Source organism: Amaricoccus sp. B4, assembly GCF_043226085.1.
In the GTDB taxonomy this organism is placed as follows: Bacteria; Pseudomonadota; Alphaproteobacteria; order Rhodobacterales; family Rhodobacteraceae; genus Amaricoccus.
Window position 1 is genome coordinate 961,949 of the sequence record NZ_CP171225.1, and the last position, 14,792, is coordinate 976,740.

Here is a 14,792-nt window from a genome sequence, read left to right on the forward strand (position 1 = left end):
GTCCACCTGCGGCGAAATATGACCGGGAAATGTTTTTTTCACATTAATCCGTTACTGCCAAAGCGATATTTCCGTACCACTTTAGTGCCGGATGTTCGGGTCAATTTGGCCCTCGGGCAAGCAGACCGAGCAGACCACGATAGGGCGTGAAGAGCAGATCCTCGTCCACCACTTCTCCCGCGACCCAGGTCGCGACAACACAATGCTGGCGCCCGTCATGATCCGTCGCGAGAGTCGAGAGATTGACCACGCCCGGTTCGGAGCCGCCCTTGAAGGCGACAGTGTTCCAGTCCGCGCGTTCCGCCACGCCCGGGTTGATACCGAGGCTCGGCGAGCCATCGGTGGCTCCGAGCACGGCGCAGAGTTCACGCGCTGTGAAATACCACTCGACCTCCGGTGTCGGCGCGGTTCCGATCGCCTCGACCTCCGGCAACGGATCATCGGCAAGGCGCTCGACAATCCCCCGCCGCGCCGCTTCATCCCCGGCGCGCCATTCGGCTCTCAGGATTCGATTGCCCCGGCTCTTGAGGATGAACAGCTCGCGTGTTGTCAGGAATGGGCGGTTGCGCGGCGCCTTCGCCTCGACCGCATCGCGTCCTACAAGCGCAATCAGCGCATCGGTCGCCGTATTGTCACTCTCCGAGATCATCAGGTTCGCCAGCGTCTCGACCGTGACCGCGGAACCTTCGGGCCAGTCCTGCAGCCGACCTGACGGCAGTGAGCGCCATTCCGGGCGGAGTGTAACAACGTCCGGCCAGCCGATCTGGCCTGACGCGATCGCATCCTGGAGGGCAGCAAGGACTGCGAGCTTCGCGGCCGAGGCGACAGGAAGCGGTTTATCGGCTTCGTGTTCGAACATCACCTCGCCATCAGTGACGACAAGAAGCGACACTTGCCCTGGCAAGCTGGTGATCGCAGCCGCGAGACTTTGCAGATTGCCGCGCGGCTGCGGTGGATGGAACCAGAGACCCGCGACACGGCCGTCATCATCGAGCACGATATCGGTCGGAACATCCGCGCGCTGGTAACGGAGGATGAACCGATCCTTCCGTGAAATGACCTCTTCGAGCGTGCCCCATTTCGCGCGCTGGCCCGCCGTGATTTCAGCCACGTCCTCCGACGCGATCTGTTGGAGAAAGCCCGGCGCGAATTGCGCCGCCTCTTCCGCCCTACCACCGGCGATGGCCTCGAGGGTTGCCCGCGGATCCGCCGTCTGGGCATGGAGTGGAACAGCCGACGCAAGAGCCGAGCTCAGGATGGCGGCGGTCAGCAGTCTGGCGGGCATCGCATTCTCCCTTGGCGGCGCGGCCGCACAATAGGCGCCCCCAGCAGACAGATGGAAGCCCGCGCGCAGCGATTGGCGGCCCCTTGCAAGGGGAGATGGTGGATGTTAACGAGTCTCATGATCCGTTGGGGTGCCCATCCGGGGCTGAGAGGCGACGTCGCCAACCCATCGAACCTGATCCGGGTTGCGCCGGCGTAGGGAACGGATGCAGGTGAGCCTCCTCCCCGTCCGTATCATCCCAGGCCGTGCAAGCCGGATCCGAACGGCCAAGGAAGGACGAGGCGCCATGCATCCGGTTGCACTCACGATTGCGGGCTCCGACAGCGGAGGCGGCGCGGGGATCCAGGCGGATCTCAAGACCTTCTCCGCCCTCGGGGTCTTCGGCACCAGTGCTCTCACCGCCATCACGGCGCAGAACACCCGCGGTGTTTCAGGGGTCGAGGCCATCAGCCCGGCCATGGTCCGCGCCCAGATCGATACGGTTTTCGACGACATCGACATCGGCGCGGTGAAGATCGGCATGCTCGCAACCCCCGACGTGATCCGGGCTGTAGCAGAAGCACTTGCCGGGCGCGATGTGCCGGTGGTGCTTGACCCGGTCATGGTGGCGAAATCAGGGGATGCGCTTCTGGCCGAAGACGCCATCGCCGCGCTCGTTTCCGAGCTCCTGCCCTGCGCCGATCTCATCACGCCGAACTTGCCCGAGGCCGCGCGGTTGCTGACCGAGCCCGAAGCCGCAAGCGATACGGAAATGATGGCCCAGGGCACAGCGCTCTGCGCCCTCGGGCCAAGGGCGGTGCTGATGAAGGGCGGGCATGGCGGCGGCCCGGTCTGCACCGACATTCTGATCCGGGTCGGGAGCGATCCCGTCAGCCTTTCCGCCCCCAGGATCGCCACGGCCAACACGCACGGCACCGGTTGCACCCTTTCTGCAGCAATCGCGGCGGGGCTGGCCCGCGGGCTCGAGCTGGAAGCCGCGGTTCGCGAGGCCCATGCCTATCTTCAGGGCGCAATTGCCGCAGCTGATCGGCTTGGCATCGGCGGGGGTCACGGCCCAGTGCATCATTTCCATGCGCTCTGGCCCGCGGAGGTTCGGCGAGAGCATGCCTGATTTCACGATCATCGGCGCCGGTGTTGCGGGCCTCGCAGTCGCAACCGAGCTTGCCGCCCGCGGTGCCGGGGTCGCGATTGCGGATGCCGGCGGCGGCCCCGGCGGCCATGCCTGCTCCTGGTGGGCGGGGGGAATGCTTGCACCCTGGTGCGAGGGTGAGAGCGCCGAGGAGCCGGTCGTGCGCCTCGGTCAGGAGGCTGCAGGCTGGTGGGCGCGCCACGCAGGCGGCGTCACGATGAACGGCACGCTCGTTGTGGCCCCCGAACGCGACCGGCGCGAGCTCGACCGCTTCGCCCGTCGCACCAGCGACTTCGAATGGTGCACCGCCGACGGCATCGCGGCACTCGAACCCGATCTTGCCGGGCGCTTCCGCACCGCGCTCTTTTTTCCCGCCGAAGGCCACCTCGCCCCGCGCATGGCCCTCGCGGCTCTCCGCGACGGGCTGCGCAGCCAGGGGATCGAGATCGCGAACGAGCAACGCGTGCTCAAGCCCGGCATGATCGATTGCCGCGGGCTGGCTGCGCGCGAGGCACTCTCAGATCTGCGCGGCGTGAAGGGCGAGATGCTCGTGCTACGCTGCGCTGACGTCACACTGTCGCGGCCGGTCCGGCTCCTGCATCCGCGCATTCCGCTCTATGTGGTGCCGCGCGGCGATGGTGTCTTCATGCTCGGCGCCACCATGATCGAGACGGGAGAGCGCGGGCGGATCACCGCGCGTTCGATGCTCGAACTGCTCTCGGCGGCCTGGGCGCTGCACCCCGCCTTCGCCGAAGCCGAAATCCTCGAGATCGGCGTCGATGCGCGCCCCGCCTTCCCCGACAACCTGCCCCGCATCCGCCGCCGGGGCGGGATCATCCACGCCAACGGCCTCTACCGCCACGGTTTCCTGCTCGCACCCGCGCTCGCGCGGCAGGTGGCCGATCTGGCACTCGACGGCCGCAAACCGGAGTTCTGCGATGAAGATCTGTCTTAACGGAGAAGACCGCGAAACCGCCGGCCCGACCCTCGCCGCCCTCGTCGAGGAAGCCGGCTTCGCGGCAACAAAGATTGCGACGGCAGTGAACGGCGAGTTCGTCCCTGCCCTCGCCCGCAGCCAGAGAACACTCACCGAGGGCGACAGGGTCGAGATCCTGGCCCCGATGCAGGGAGGCTGAGCGCATGCGCGATTTTTACGGTGTCACCCTCGCCAACCCGCTCATGCTGGGAACGGCGCAATATCCCTCGCCGGCGATCCTTGCGGATGCCTTCCGCGCTTCCAAGGCTGCGGTTGCCACCGTCTCGCTCCGCCGCGAGCAGGGCGCAGGCCAGGATTTCTGGGCACTCATCCGCGACCTCGGCGTGCGTGTGCTGCCCAACACCGCCGGCTGCCACACGGTCAAGGAGGCCGTCACCACCGCCCATATGGCGCGTGAGGTTTTCGAGACCCCCTGGATCAAGCTCGAGGTGATAGGCCATACCGACACGCTCCAGCCGGATCCCTTTGCGCTGGTCGAGGCCGCGCGGATCCTCACCGAGGACGGCTTTCACGTCTTCCCCTATACCACCGAGGATCTTGTGCTGGCCGAACGGCTCGTCGAGGCGGGCTGCCGCGTGCTGATGCCCTGGGGGGCGCCGATCGGCTCCGGGCTGGGGCTCAACAACATCTACGGCCTTCGCACCCTGCGCGCGCATTTCCCCGACATCCCGCTCGTGATCGACGCGGGGCTCGGCCTGCCCTCCCAGGCAGCGGCGGCGATGGAAATGGGCTATGATGCGGCCCTCCTCAACACGGCGGTTGCGAAGGCTGGCGATCCGGTGGCCATGGCACGCGCCTTCGCGCTCGCGATCGAGGCCGGCACACTGGCCCACGCAGCCGATCCGATGGAACCGCGGGACATGGCCACGCCCTCGACCCCGGTCATCGGCAAGGCCTGGCTCGCATGACCGATCCCTGCTCTCACGGCCGGACGCACCTCCACCACCCGGCACTACACTTCTGCGCAATGGAATTTTGCCCATGATCGACCGCTTCTATCCGATCTTCGACAGCGCGGACTGGCTTGCACGCATGCTCCCCCTCGGTGTCACCTTCGCCCAACTTCGCATCAAGGACCGCGACGAGGAGGAAATCCGCGCCGAAATCCGCGAAGCGCTCGATCTCTGCGAGGAATACGGCGCGACCCTTGTGGTGAATGACCACTGGCGTCTCGCCATTGAGGAAGAGGCGAGCTTCGTCCATCTCGGCCAGGAGGATCTCGACGAGGCCGATGTCGGCGCCATTCGTGATGCGGGCCTGCGGCTCGGCGTCAGCACCCATGACCACCTCGAGCTCGACCGTGCGCTCGCGCTGGAACCCGACTACATTGCGCTCGGCCCGGTCTATCCGACCATCCTGAAGAAGATGCGCTGGCACGAACAGGGGCTCGAGCGCGTCAGCGAGTGGAAGGAAAGCATCGGCGACGTGCCGCTCTGCGCCATCGGCGGGCTGACGGTCGAGCGCGCGCCCGGCGTCATCGCTGCGGGCGCCGACATCCTCTCGGTCGTCACCGACATCACCCTCAACTCTGATCCGGAAGAGCGCGTGCGCGCCTGGATCGCGGCAACACGCACCGAAATTCCCGAGGAAATGCCATGAACCGCCTGATACCCGCGCTCCTTGCGAGCTGCCTTGCCCTGCCTGCCGCCGCGCAGGACAAGATGACGCTCATGCTCGACTGGTTCGTCAATCCCGACCACGGGCCAATCATCATCGCAGAGGAAAAGGGATTCTTTGCCGATGCAGGGCTCGAGGTCGAGGTGATCGCGCCCGCCGATCCCTCCGACCCGCCGAAGATGGCCGCGGCGGGGCGCGCGGATCTCGCGGTCTCCTACCAGCCGCAGCTCCATCTCCAGATACACGAAGGCCTGCCGCTCAAGCGCGTCGGGACCCTCGTCGCGACCCCGCTCAACTGCCTTCTCGTGCAGGCCGACGGCCCGGTGAAGACCATAGCCGATCTCAAGGGCCGCAAGATCGGCTTCTCGGTCGCGGGCGTCGAAGAGGCCATGCTCTCCGCCCTCCTCAAGGCCAACGGGCTCAGCCTCGACGACGTGGAGCTCATCAACGTGAACTGGGCGCTCTCCTCGGCGCTCATGTCCGGCCAGGTCGATGCGGTGATCGGTGCCTACCGCAATTTCGAGCTGAACCAGATGGAGATCGAGGGGCGTCCCGGCCGCTGCTTCTATGTCGAGGAGGAGGGACTGCCTGCCTATGACGAGCTGATCTACGTCGCCAATCCCGAGACGATGGACAAAGCCATGATCGCCCGTTTCCTCGGCGCGACGGAGCGTGCAACCCAGTATATCCTCAACCATCCCGAGGACGCCTGGGAGACCTTTTCCGCGACCTCTGCCGAGCTTCGGAACGAACTCAACAAGAAGGCCTGGTCCGACACCTACCCCCGCTTCGCTACCCGCCCGGCGGCAATGGATGCGGGCCGCTACGCGGCTTTCGAAACCTATCTCGAGGACTACGGCCTCATTCCCTCGGTCAACCCTGTCTCCGATATCGCTGTGGACGTGACCGCGGAATGAGCACGCACCTAGAGTATGGCACCGCCTTCCGGCTCTGGCGCGAGCGTGCCGGGCCGGTCTGGGACGACTATACCCGCCATGCCTTCGTCGCGGGTCTCTCCGACGGGAGCCTGCCGCGGGAGAGCTTCCTGCATTATCTCCGGCAGGATTACGTCTTCCTGATCCATTTCTCTCGGGCCTGGGCACTTGCCGTCGTGAAGGCGGATACGCTCGACGAAATGCGTGCGGCGGCCGAGACCGTCCGAGTGCTGCTCCTTGAGGAGATGCAGCTTCACGTGCGGACATGCGCCGCGGCCGGCATCTCCGAGGCGGAGCTCGAAGCCACAGTGGAACGGGCGGAGAACCTCGCCTATACGCGCTTCGTGCTCGAGGCAGGCTATTCCGGCGACTTTCTCGATCTGCTGGCGACACTTGCGCCTTGCGTGCTCGGCTATGGCGAGATCGGTGCGCGGCTCCTCACGGAAGCCGCACAGGACACGCCCTATCGCGACTGGATCGAAACCTATGGCGGACCCGACTACCAGACCGCCTGCGTCGAGGCCGGCCGCCTGATCGACGGTGCACTGGCGCGCCGCTTCGGCACTGGCTGGACAGGGCTGCCGCGCTGGCAGGCGCTCTGCGATCGGTTCACCATGGCTTCGCGTCTCGAGGTCGGATTCTGGGACATGGGGCTCCGGCCGGAATGACGCCTGCGCCCGCCGTCACCGTGGAAGGCTCCGCCCGGCTGGGCCAACAGCCGCTCTTTCCGCCGGTCTCGCTGCGCCTTGGGGCCGGCGAGTGGACCTGCCTGCTCGGGCCTTCGGGTGTCGGAAAATCGAGCCTGCTCCGGATCATCGCAGGGCTCGAGACGGGCATCGATTTCACGGGTCACGTGACGACCGGAGACGGCGCGCCGCTTGCGGGACGGATCGCCTACATGGCGCAGAGCGACCTGCTCTTCCCCTGGCGCAGCGTGACGGAAAACGTGCTGCTCGGCGCCGCGCTGCGGGGGACAGCGCCCGACCGGGCGCGGGCCCGCGAGCTGATCGGGCGTGTCGGCCTGACGGATCATGCTGGGAAACGGCCCGCCGCCCTCTCGGGCGGGCAGCGGCAACGCGCTGCGCTGGCGCGAACCCTGATGGAGGATCGGCCCGTCATCCTGCTCGACGAGCCCTTCTCCGCGCTCGATGCGCGGAATCGTGCGGCAATGCAATCACTTGCTGCCAGCCTGCTCGCCGGGCGCACGGTGCTTCTCGTCACTCATGACCCGGCCGAGGCCGCCCGCCTCGGACACCGGATCCTCGTCATCGACGAAGCAGGACTGCGTGAAATGCCACGGCCTGAAATGCCGCCGCTGCGGCCGGTGAGCGATCCGGCGACGCTTGAAATCCAGATGGCGCTCTTTGCGGAGCTGGGGCGGGGGGCTGAATGAGCGGGGTGCGGAACGGAGTGGTATCGGCGCTGGTGGGGATTGGCGCCTGGTGGCTCGTGGTGATTCTCGCGGGGCTGCCTCCGTTCATCCTGCCGGCGCCGGACCGGGTGGCACGGGCGCTCTGGACCTCGCGGGAGACGATCGCGGAGAATGCCGTGGTGACGCTCGTGGAGGTGCTGGCGGGGCTTGTGCTCGGCGCCGTGCTCGGAGCGCTGACGGCGATCCAGCTCGCGCTCTTTCCGCTGGCGCGCACGCTCATCCGGCCGATGCTGGTCTTCTTCCAGGCCGTGCCGGTCTTCGCGCTGGCGCCGATCCTGACGCTCTGGCTCGGCTACGGCATCTGGTCGAAGCTGGCGATGGCGCTGCTCATCATATTTTTTCCTGTAACATCAGCATTTTATGACGGCCTCACCCGCACCCCTCAGGGCTATCTCGACCTCGCCCGGGTAATGGAGGCGCGGCCCTGGGCGGTGATGCTCCGGGTGCGGATTCCGAATGCCCTTCCGGCGCTCGCTTCGGGGCTTCGGCTGGCGGCTGTCTATGCGCCGATCGGGGCTGTGATCGGGGAGTGGGTCGGGGCCTCGAAGGGGCTTGGATATCTCATGCTGCTCTCCAACGGGCGGGCGCAGACGGACGTGATGTTTGCCGCCCTTTTCGTGCTCGCGGCGATGACGGTGCTGCTCCATACGGCGGTGGACCGGGGCAGCCGGGCGATCACCGCGCGCTATGCGCCGGACCACGGATAGGCCGGATTCGGCGCGTCTGGATTCCATATGGAATCGATATGGAATCCATATGGCAATCGTATGGCAACGCCGCGGCCAGGTTCGCCCCTGCCGAGCGCCCGCACGAAGACCTTGACCCGCCGCGGGACTGTCAGGCCGGATGCCCTGAGGAGGCCCGAACAAGCCCATGACGCGGCGGGCTTTTGCCAGCGGGACCACCCTGCCCGGCCCGGATGGCTTTCGGCCGCAGCGCGACACCGGACCCATTCACGTCAAAAAATATCTCAAATAATCGTTTGAGGAATAGGGTTTCTGAACATACTATTCCCAAAGGATAGCGAGATGAGACTCGGAACTCTGCACCGATCTGGAAGATACCGCGCAGATCTACCGGGCCGCCTCCATCACGGAAACCGCGAAACGGCATAGAGACCCTCTGGAAATACAGGGGGCGAACTGCGGAGCGTGAGAGATTTGACCTGTTCCCGACGCGGAGCTTTGCAACCGCGCCCTTACCGAGTCAGCCCGCAATGAGACCGCAAGGGACGGGACCTGCCGGGCCCCGTCTCCCAACACGGGGGGGATATCACAGTGAACTTCGACACAAAGAGCAACATCGTCGTGCTGAGCGACGTGCATATCGGGACCAACCAGCCGACATGCTGGTATCAGGCAAGCGTGCATGAGCCCTACCTCATCGCGATCCTGCAATGGGTGAAGGACAATGCGGCCTCGATCGACCAGCTCGTCCTGCTCGGCGATCTGGTGGATTTCTGGACCTACCCTTGCGAGAACCCCCTGCCCGGCTTCACCGACATCACCGGAGCAAATCCCAACATCTTCGGGAGCGCAGGCGCGCTCGGCGCGACGATCGATGCGCTCGGCGGCGAGGTCTACTACCTTACCGGCAATCACGACATGAACGTGACCGCGGCAGACATTGGCGAGATCGTGAGCCCGCAGGGGCACTCGCCGAAGTTCCTCGATGTGGGCAACGGGCTCGATGAGCTCGGGTTCTATCAGCCGATGCTGCCGAGCGGCGCACCCTCGGGCATCGCGCTCGGGCACGGGCATTACTACACGCTCTTCAATGCGCCCGACGAGAATACCAGCTGGGAACCGATGCCGGTCGGCCATTTCGTCACGCGGATGATCGCGAGCCATTGGGCCAGGACGCTCCAGCCTGGGCAGACGGTCGCGGATCTGCCCGGACAGGGGGCACCGATGGGTATCACCATGCTGCCCTTCCTGCTCGCGACCCTTTCGGAGCCCTGGAAATCGGGCGGCAACAACGCGAACATCCCCGCGCTGCTCCTCAACTGGGTCGCCGGGCAGATGGGGTGGAACGACACCAATCCCATCGTGATGCTCGATGGCGGCACGACGACGCTCGACGAGGTGAAAACGGTCTACCAGAACCTCTGGTCCAACTGGGCCGCACGGCAGGCCGCGCTGATGAACAGCCCCGAGGCAGGGCAGATCGCGGCCTACAAGGCTGCGCTTGCCGATGCACTGGCCTGGTATCTCGGCTGGTTCGCACAACAGGCCTCGATCCAGAATGGATACGACCTCGTGGTCATGGGCCACACGCATGTGCCGATCGCGGGCATGACCGGGGGCGTCATCAACTATGTCAATTCGGGCTTCGAATGCCCGTCGGTTCCGGACATGGGCACCCAGCAGATCTCGTTTGCGGTGATCGACCGCGACACGAAGCAGACAACGCTGCTGCAGGCGCGCAAGTCCTCTTCCGGGCCGATCGAGATCGTGCCCTGCCCGGCGGCGAGCGTTTCGCCCGTGCCGCCCCCGGCCATGGACTTTTCCTGCTACATCACCATCGAGAACAACCAGGGCTTTCCGCTGACCCTCACCGGATCGACGATCGGGCACGGCTATCTCACCGGACCGCTGCCGCAGCAGATCGCGCCGAACTCGGTGGCGCGCATCTGGCTCACCGACTATCCGGGTGGGCATGGATCGGACGGCTCGGTGACCTACCAGTATCCGGGCGGCGCCTCCTACACCTTCGCCTTCGACTGCCCGACCGGCGTCCTGCCGAATACCTGCTCGGGCGGAAGCTGGTTCAAGACGAAGGCGGGCGATCCCAACGGGCCCTGGGGGCCCATCGGCAGCATCGCCCGCTACGGCCATCCGTTCTCGGTGACCTTCGGCGTCGAGAGCTGACCGCGCCTCAGGTCGGCGGCAGCGCCACGCCCGCCCAGAGCAGCCATTCGTCCCGGGTGCCGGAGAAGACGTTGATGTCGGTATCCCCGGCAATCCCCGGCACCATACCGGTGCCGGTATACTGCCAGAACGTCCAGTGCTGTTCCGGATAGGTGTTGGAGGGGTGATCGGCGACCGAGCGGAGCCAGAACTGGTAGCCCTTCACCCGCCAGAGCTCGTTGTCGCGATAGAAATCCACCGTGGTGTAGATCAGCGGGCGCTTGCCGTAATGCCGGGTGACGAGGCCGAGATAGGTTGTCATCTCCGCCCGCACGCGCTCGGCTGCGGGACGCAGCGGGCAGGTGCGCGAGAGGTGGTTCCATTCCACATCGAGCACCGGCGGCAGGGCGGAGGCATCGCGCGGCACATGGTCCATGAACCAGCGCGCCTGCTCGGCTGCGGGGCGGCAGAAGTAGTAGTAGTGATAGGCGCCGCGGGGGAGGCCGGCGGCCGCGGCGCCGCGCCAGTTGTCGAAGAACCGGTCGTCCGTGTGATCGCCACCTTCTGTTGCCTTGATGAAGGCGAAGGAGGCGCCGGAGGCCCGCACCCGGGTCCAGTCGATGTCGCCCTGGTATTTCGAGACGTCCACGCCGTGAACCGGGTAGTGCCAGGGGGCGACGGCCGACCATTCCCAGGGATCGCTGTCGTCGAATCGCGGGGCGACGGCGACGGCGCGGCTGGCGCTCAGGGCCGCGATGACCGGGCTCGTGGCCATGGTGGCGGGCGGGGGGGATGGCGGACGCGAGGGTCCGCAGGCGGCGAGCATCACTGCCGCAAGGAGTACGGATAGGCCGCGCAAGGATCTCTGCTCCGGTATGTCTCTGCCTGTCACGCTCGGGCGATCTGCTTCTTTGGCATTGTTCGCCTCGCGCGTGGTCGAAAGCGTATCAGATTGACGGTCCTGCGGCAATCTTCCCGCACCGTGCCCCGCCGGATGCACATGTGCAATTTTAGGGAAATGCACTGGTGCAATCCTCGGCAGATTGACGCGCGGCGGCGAGATTTCCGGCACCCGGCCGCGCTTTCCGGTTGATCTCGGGCGCGGCCGATGGCCGATTGGAGCAAGGCCCGGCCCGCTGGTGCGGGTCCGCAGGGCACACCCGGGAGGGGTATCGCGCGTGGCAGACAGGCTGAGGATCGTCGTCGTCGAGAAGGACCGCGACCGGGCCATGATGATCATCGACGGATTGCAGGACACCGGCGATCACGATGTCACCGTGATCGGCGATGACACCGGGCTTGCCCGCAAGCTCGCCGCGATCGACCCGGATGTGGTCCTCATCGATCTGGAGAACCCGAACCGCGATGTGCTGGAGGCGCTGACGCTTGCCTCAAGCCCGCAGGAACGCCCGGTCGCGATGTTCGTCGACCGCTCCGACGAGCAGGTGATGCGGGCGGCGATCGAGGCGGGCGTGAGCGCCTATGTGGTGGCCGGGCTGGCGCGCGAGCGGATCCGGCCGGTCTTGACGGCGGCGATCGCGCGATTTCACATGGTGGCCCGCCTGCGCTCCGAGCTCGACGCGACCAAGGCCGCACTCGAGGAGCGCAAGACCGTCGACCGCGCGAAGGGCCTGCTGATGAAGGCGAAGGGGATCGGAGAGGAGGAGGCCTATGCGCTCTTGCGCCGCACGGCGATGGATCAGGGCAAGAAGCTTGCCGAGATCGCGGCGGCCCTCATCACCGCGCTGGAACTGCTGAAATGAGCCATGTGCCGGTAGATGTGGGCTTCGTGCCGCTGGTCGACGCGGCCCCTCTGGTGGTGGCCCGCGAGATCGGCTTTGCCGCCGAGGAAGGGCTCGAACTCACGCTTCACCGCGAGGCTTCCTGGGCGACCCAGCGCGACCGGCTGGTCTGGGGGCAGTATCAGGCGGCGCATATGGTGGCGCCGATGGTGGTGGCGCTCTCGGCCGGTATCGGCGGGCTCAAGGCGGAACTCGACGCGCTCTCGGTGCTCTCGGTCAACGGCTCGATGATCGGGGTTCGGCCCGAGATGGCCGACCGCATGGGCGCGGCCGATCTCGGCTTCACGGATGCCGCCGCGGTGGGCGAGGCGCTTGCCCGCACCGCGCGCGGCAGGCTGCGGATCGGGGTGCCCTTCCCCTATTCGATGCATGCGCTGCTGCTCGGTTACTGGCTGAACCGACCCGGCCAGCCGCTGGCTCATCAGCTCGTGGTCGTCCCCCCGCCGCAGATGGCCGACGCGGTGGCGAGTGGCGACATCGACATCTTCTGCGTCGGCGAGCCCTGGGGGTCCGTCGCGGTGGAGCGCGGGGCGGCCGATCTGCTGCTGCCGACCAAGGCGATCTGGCAATTCGCGCCCGAGAAGGTGCTGGCGGTGCGGCGGGACTGGGCGGAGGCCAATCCGCGTGTCGCCGAGGCGCTGGTCCGCGCGGTGTGGCGGGCGGCGAAGTGGATCTCGGAGCGGGGCAATATCGGCGTCGCCACCGAGCTCCTGGCACTCGACCGCTATCTCGGCGTGCCGGCGGAAATCCTCGAGCGGGTGCTTTCGGGGCGGATCGTGGTCAACGGCCATGGACGGGTCGAGCGGGTGCGGCGGAGCGTGGAGTTCTTCGACGCTGCCGCGACGTTTCCCTGGCGGAGTCAGGCGCTCTGGATCGCCGAAGCCCTGGCGCGCGAGACCGGCCTGCCGGCCGGGCCGCTCCGCGACGTGGCGCGAAGCTGCTTCCGGAGCGACATCTACCGCGCGGCCGTGGGACCGATCGGCGCGGATCTGCCGGGCGCCTCGGAAAAGCTCGAGGGGGCGCTGCAGCACCGCACCGAGGTCGCCTCGACCCTCGGCCGGCTCATCCTCGGGCCCGACAGCTTCTGCGACGGGCGCGTGTTCGATCCCGAGGACCTGGCCCCCGTTGCCGGACCCGCGCAATGAGGCCGGCGTAAAAGGTGTAAAAAATTACTTGATATTGCAGTGCAGCGGTGAGATAAGGTCCGCAACGGTTCGACGCTGAACCGGTCAGAATTCCGCCCCGATGCTGGGGCAGTCCGAGCAAAGCCGCTCAATCCAGTCGCAAGATCGCGATTCGGATTGGGCGGCTTTTTCCGTTTCCGGGCCTCTGCCCTCCCCTGACTCCCTGAAGGAAAGAGACGAATGCGTTCCATCCTTGCGACCACCACCGCCCTCGGCCTTCTCGCCTCGCTCGGCACCGCCCATGCGGAAATGCTCGATGTCGAAAAGGACGAGCTGACCTTCGGCTTCATCAAGCTGACCGACATGGCCCCGCTCGCGGTGGCCTACGAGAACGGCTATTTCGAGGACGAGGGCCTCTTCGTCACGCTCGAGGCGCAGGCGAACTGGAAGGTTCTGCTCGACGGCGTGATCGACGGCACGCTCGACGGCGCGCACATGCTCGCCGGCCAGCCGCTGGCCGCCACCATCGGCTTCGGCACGGAAGCCCACATCGTCACCCCCTTCTCGATGGACCTCAACGGCAACGGCATCACCGTGTCGAACGAGGTCTGGGAGATGATGAAGCCGAACATCCCGGTGGGCGAGGATGGCAAGCCGGTGCATCCGATCTCGGCCGAAGCGCTCAAGCCGGTGGTCGAGGCCTTCCGCGCCGAGGGCAAGACCTTCAACATGGGCATGGTCTTCCCGGTCTCGACGCACAATTACGAGCTGCGCTACTGGCTCGCCGCCGGCGGGCTCGAGCCGGGATTCTACAGCCCGCAGAACATCACCGGCCAGATCGGCGCCGACGTGCTGCTTTCGGTCACCCCGCCGCCGCAGATGCCCGCGACCCTCGAAGCTGGCACGATCAACGGCTATTGCGTGGGTGAGCCCTGGAACCAGCAGGCGGTGTTCAAGGGTATCGGTGTGCCGGTGATCACCGATTACGAGATCTGGCCGAACAATCCCGAGAAGGTCTTCGGGCTCACGGCGGAGTTCGTCGAGCAGAATCCCAACACCACGCTTGCCATCACCAAGGCGCTGATCCGCGCCGCCATCTGGCTCGACGAGAACGACAACGCCAATCGTCCGGAAGCGGTCGAGATCCTGTCGCGCTCGGAATATGTCGGCGCCGACCCGGAGGTCATCGCCAATTCCATGACCGGCACCTTCGAATACGAGAAGGGCGACACCCGCGAGGTGCCCGACTTCAACGTCTTCTTCCGCTACAACGCCACCTATCCCTACTATTCGGATGCGGTCTGGTATCTCACCCAGATGCGCCGCTGGGGCCAGATCGCCGAAGCCAAACCCGACAGCTGGTACGACGAGGTCGCGAAGTCGGTCTACAAGCCCGAGATCTACCTCGAGGCTGCGCGGATGCTCGTGGACGAGGGGCTCGCCGACGAAGCGGACTTCCCCTGGGACGCCGACGGCTACCGCGCCCCGGTTTCCGACATGATCGATGGCGTCGCCTATGACGGCCACACGCCCAACGCCTATCTCGAGCAGTTCCCGATCGGCCTCAAGGGCGATCAGACCGTCACCGGCAACGGCGTCGAAGGCTGAGGAGACCGAGGACC

Annotated in this window: 15 protein-coding genes and 1 riboswitch; of the genes, 13 read left to right on the forward strand and 2 right to left on the reverse strand. The window is 66.4% G+C overall.

The window, feature by feature from the left end:
- Positions 1-100 precede the first annotated feature (100 nt).
- Entirely contained in the window at positions 101-1,285 is a 1,185-nt protein-coding gene (locus ACF66B_RS04610) for a serine hydrolase (protein WP_111430328.1), read from the reverse strand.
- Between the two features lie 116 nt (positions 1,286-1,401).
- Positions 1,402-1,503, forward strand: a riboswitch (TPP riboswitch).
- Between the two features lie 68 nt (positions 1,504-1,571).
- On the opposite strand from ACF66B_RS04610, the gene thiD reads away from it, so the two are divergent.
- The 10 genes from thiD to ACF66B_RS04660 all read left to right on the forward strand — a co-directional run bounded on the left by thiD (position 1,572) and on the right by ACF66B_RS04660 (position 10,265).
- Positions 1,572-2,396, forward strand: a complete 825-nt coding sequence (gene thiD, locus ACF66B_RS04615; protein WP_111430327.1) for a bifunctional hydroxymethylpyrimidine kinase/phosphomethylpyrimidine kinase — start codon at positions 1,572-1,574, stop codon at positions 2,394-2,396.
- Positions 2,389-3,369 carry a glycine oxidase ThiO gene (thiO, locus tag ACF66B_RS04620; protein WP_111430326.1) on the forward strand — a complete coding sequence of 327 codons (981 nt, stop codon included), beginning with the start codon at positions 2,389-2,391 and terminating at the stop codon, positions 3,367-3,369. Before thiD ends, thiO begins: the two co-directional genes overlap by 8 nt.
- A complete protein-coding gene (gene thiS, locus ACF66B_RS04625; protein WP_111430325.1) occupies positions 3,353-3,550 on the forward strand; it encodes a sulfur carrier protein ThiS in 198 nt (65 codons plus the stop codon). The genes thiO and thiS overlap by 17 nt, the downstream gene beginning before the upstream one ends.
- Before the next feature lie 4 nt (positions 3,551-3,554).
- A complete protein-coding gene (locus ACF66B_RS04630; RefSeq protein WP_111430324.1) occupies positions 3,555-4,319 on the forward strand; it encodes a thiazole synthase in 765 nt (254 codons plus the stop codon).
- A 73-nt stretch (positions 4,320-4,392) separates the two neighbouring features.
- A complete protein-coding gene (locus ACF66B_RS04635; RefSeq protein ID WP_111430323.1) occupies positions 4,393-5,010 on the forward strand; it encodes a thiamine phosphate synthase in 618 nt (205 codons plus the stop codon).
- Positions 5,007-5,945, forward strand: coding sequence for an ABC transporter substrate-binding protein (locus tag ACF66B_RS04640; RefSeq protein WP_111430322.1), 939 nt, complete (start codon positions 5,007-5,009; stop codon positions 5,943-5,945). Before ACF66B_RS04635 ends, ACF66B_RS04640 begins: the two co-directional genes overlap by 4 nt.
- Positions 5,942-6,631 carry a thiaminase II gene (gene tenA, locus ACF66B_RS04645; RefSeq protein WP_111430321.1) on the forward strand — a complete coding sequence of 230 codons (690 nt, stop codon included), beginning with the start codon at positions 5,942-5,944 and terminating at the stop codon, positions 6,629-6,631. The genes ACF66B_RS04640 and tenA overlap by 4 nt, the downstream gene beginning before the upstream one ends.
- On the forward strand, positions 6,628-7,356 hold the full coding sequence (locus ACF66B_RS04650) for an ABC transporter ATP-binding protein (RefSeq protein WP_111430320.1): 729 nt from the start codon (positions 6,628-6,630) through the stop codon (positions 7,354-7,356). Before tenA ends, ACF66B_RS04650 begins: the two co-directional genes overlap by 4 nt.
- Entirely contained in the window at positions 7,353-8,102 is a 750-nt protein-coding gene (locus ACF66B_RS04655) for an ABC transporter permease (protein WP_111430319.1), read from the forward strand. The genes ACF66B_RS04650 and ACF66B_RS04655 overlap by 4 nt, the downstream gene beginning before the upstream one ends.
- A gap of 570 nt (positions 8,103-8,672) precedes the next feature.
- Positions 8,673-10,265, forward strand: a complete 1,593-nt coding sequence (locus ACF66B_RS04660; RefSeq protein WP_162683299.1) for a metallophosphoesterase — start codon at positions 8,673-8,675, stop codon at positions 10,263-10,265.
- A 7-nt stretch (positions 10,266-10,272) separates the two neighbouring features.
- On the opposite strand, the gene ACF66B_RS04665 is transcribed toward ACF66B_RS04660, so the two are convergent.
- Positions 10,273-11,070 (reverse strand): GH25 family lysozyme, encoded by a 798-nt coding sequence (locus ACF66B_RS04665; protein ID WP_111430402.1) that lies wholly within the window; start codon positions 11,068-11,070, stop codon positions 10,273-10,275.
- 352 nt (positions 11,071-11,422) lie between these two features.
- Here ACF66B_RS04665 and ACF66B_RS04670 point away from each other — a divergent pair, with 352 nt between their 5' ends.
- The 3 genes from ACF66B_RS04670 to ACF66B_RS04680 all read left to right on the forward strand — a co-directional run bounded on the left by ACF66B_RS04670 (position 11,423) and on the right by ACF66B_RS04680 (position 14,778).
- Entirely contained in the window at positions 11,423-12,007 is a 585-nt protein-coding gene (locus ACF66B_RS04670) for an ANTAR domain-containing protein (RefSeq protein WP_111430317.1), read from the forward strand.
- Positions 12,004-13,191, forward strand: coding sequence for a CmpA/NrtA family ABC transporter substrate-binding protein (locus ACF66B_RS04675; RefSeq protein ID WP_111430316.1), 1,188 nt, complete (start codon positions 12,004-12,006; stop codon positions 13,189-13,191). The genes ACF66B_RS04670 and ACF66B_RS04675 overlap by 4 nt, the downstream gene beginning before the upstream one ends.
- Before the next feature lie 219 nt (positions 13,192-13,410).
- Positions 13,411-14,778 carry a CmpA/NrtA family ABC transporter substrate-binding protein gene (locus tag ACF66B_RS04680; protein ID WP_111430315.1) on the forward strand — a complete coding sequence of 456 codons (1,368 nt, stop codon included), beginning with the start codon at positions 13,411-13,413 and terminating at the stop codon, positions 14,776-14,778.
- Positions 14,779-14,792 lie beyond the last annotated feature (14 nt).

Bases quoted from the DNA above. Each gene is read 5' to 3' on its own strand.
- thiO (WP_111430326.1), top strand. From the start codon at position 2,389: ATGCCTGATTTCACGATCATCGGCGCCGGTGTTGCGGGCCTCGCAGTC.
- ACF66B_RS04630 (WP_111430324.1), top strand. From the start codon at position 3,555: ATGCGCGATTTTTACGGTGTCACCCTCGCCAACCCGCTCATGCTGGGA.
- ACF66B_RS04665 (WP_111430402.1), bottom strand. From the start codon at position 11,070: ATGCTCGCCGCCTGCGGACCCTCGCGTCCGCCATCCCCCCCGCCCGCC.
- ACF66B_RS04675 (WP_111430316.1), top strand. From the start codon at position 12,004: ATGAGCCATGTGCCGGTAGATGTGGGCTTCGTGCCGCTGGTCGACGCG.
- tenA (WP_111430321.1), top strand. From the start codon at position 5,942: ATGAGCACGCACCTAGAGTATGGCACCGCCTTCCGGCTCTGGCGCGAG.
- ACF66B_RS04655 (WP_111430319.1), top strand. From the start codon at position 7,353: ATGAGCGGGGTGCGGAACGGAGTGGTATCGGCGCTGGTGGGGATTGGC.
- thiD (WP_111430327.1), top strand. From the start codon at position 1,572: ATGCATCCGGTTGCACTCACGATTGCGGGCTCCGACAGCGGAGGCGGC.
- ACF66B_RS04635 (WP_111430323.1), top strand. From the start codon at position 4,393: ATGATCGACCGCTTCTATCCGATCTTCGACAGCGCGGACTGGCTTGCA.
- ACF66B_RS04610 (WP_111430328.1), bottom strand. From the start codon at position 1,285: ATGCCCGCCAGACTGCTGACCGCCGCCATCCTGAGCTCGGCTCTTGCG.
- thiS (WP_111430325.1), top strand. From the start codon at position 3,353: ATGAAGATCTGTCTTAACGGAGAAGACCGCGAAACCGCCGGCCCGACC.
- ACF66B_RS04680 (WP_111430315.1), top strand. From the start codon at position 13,411: ATGCGTTCCATCCTTGCGACCACCACCGCCCTCGGCCTTCTCGCCTCG.
- ACF66B_RS04640 (WP_111430322.1), top strand. From the start codon at position 5,007: ATGAACCGCCTGATACCCGCGCTCCTTGCGAGCTGCCTTGCCCTGCCT.
- ACF66B_RS04650 (WP_111430320.1), top strand. From the start codon at position 6,628: ATGACGCCTGCGCCCGCCGTCACCGTGGAAGGCTCCGCCCGGCTGGGC.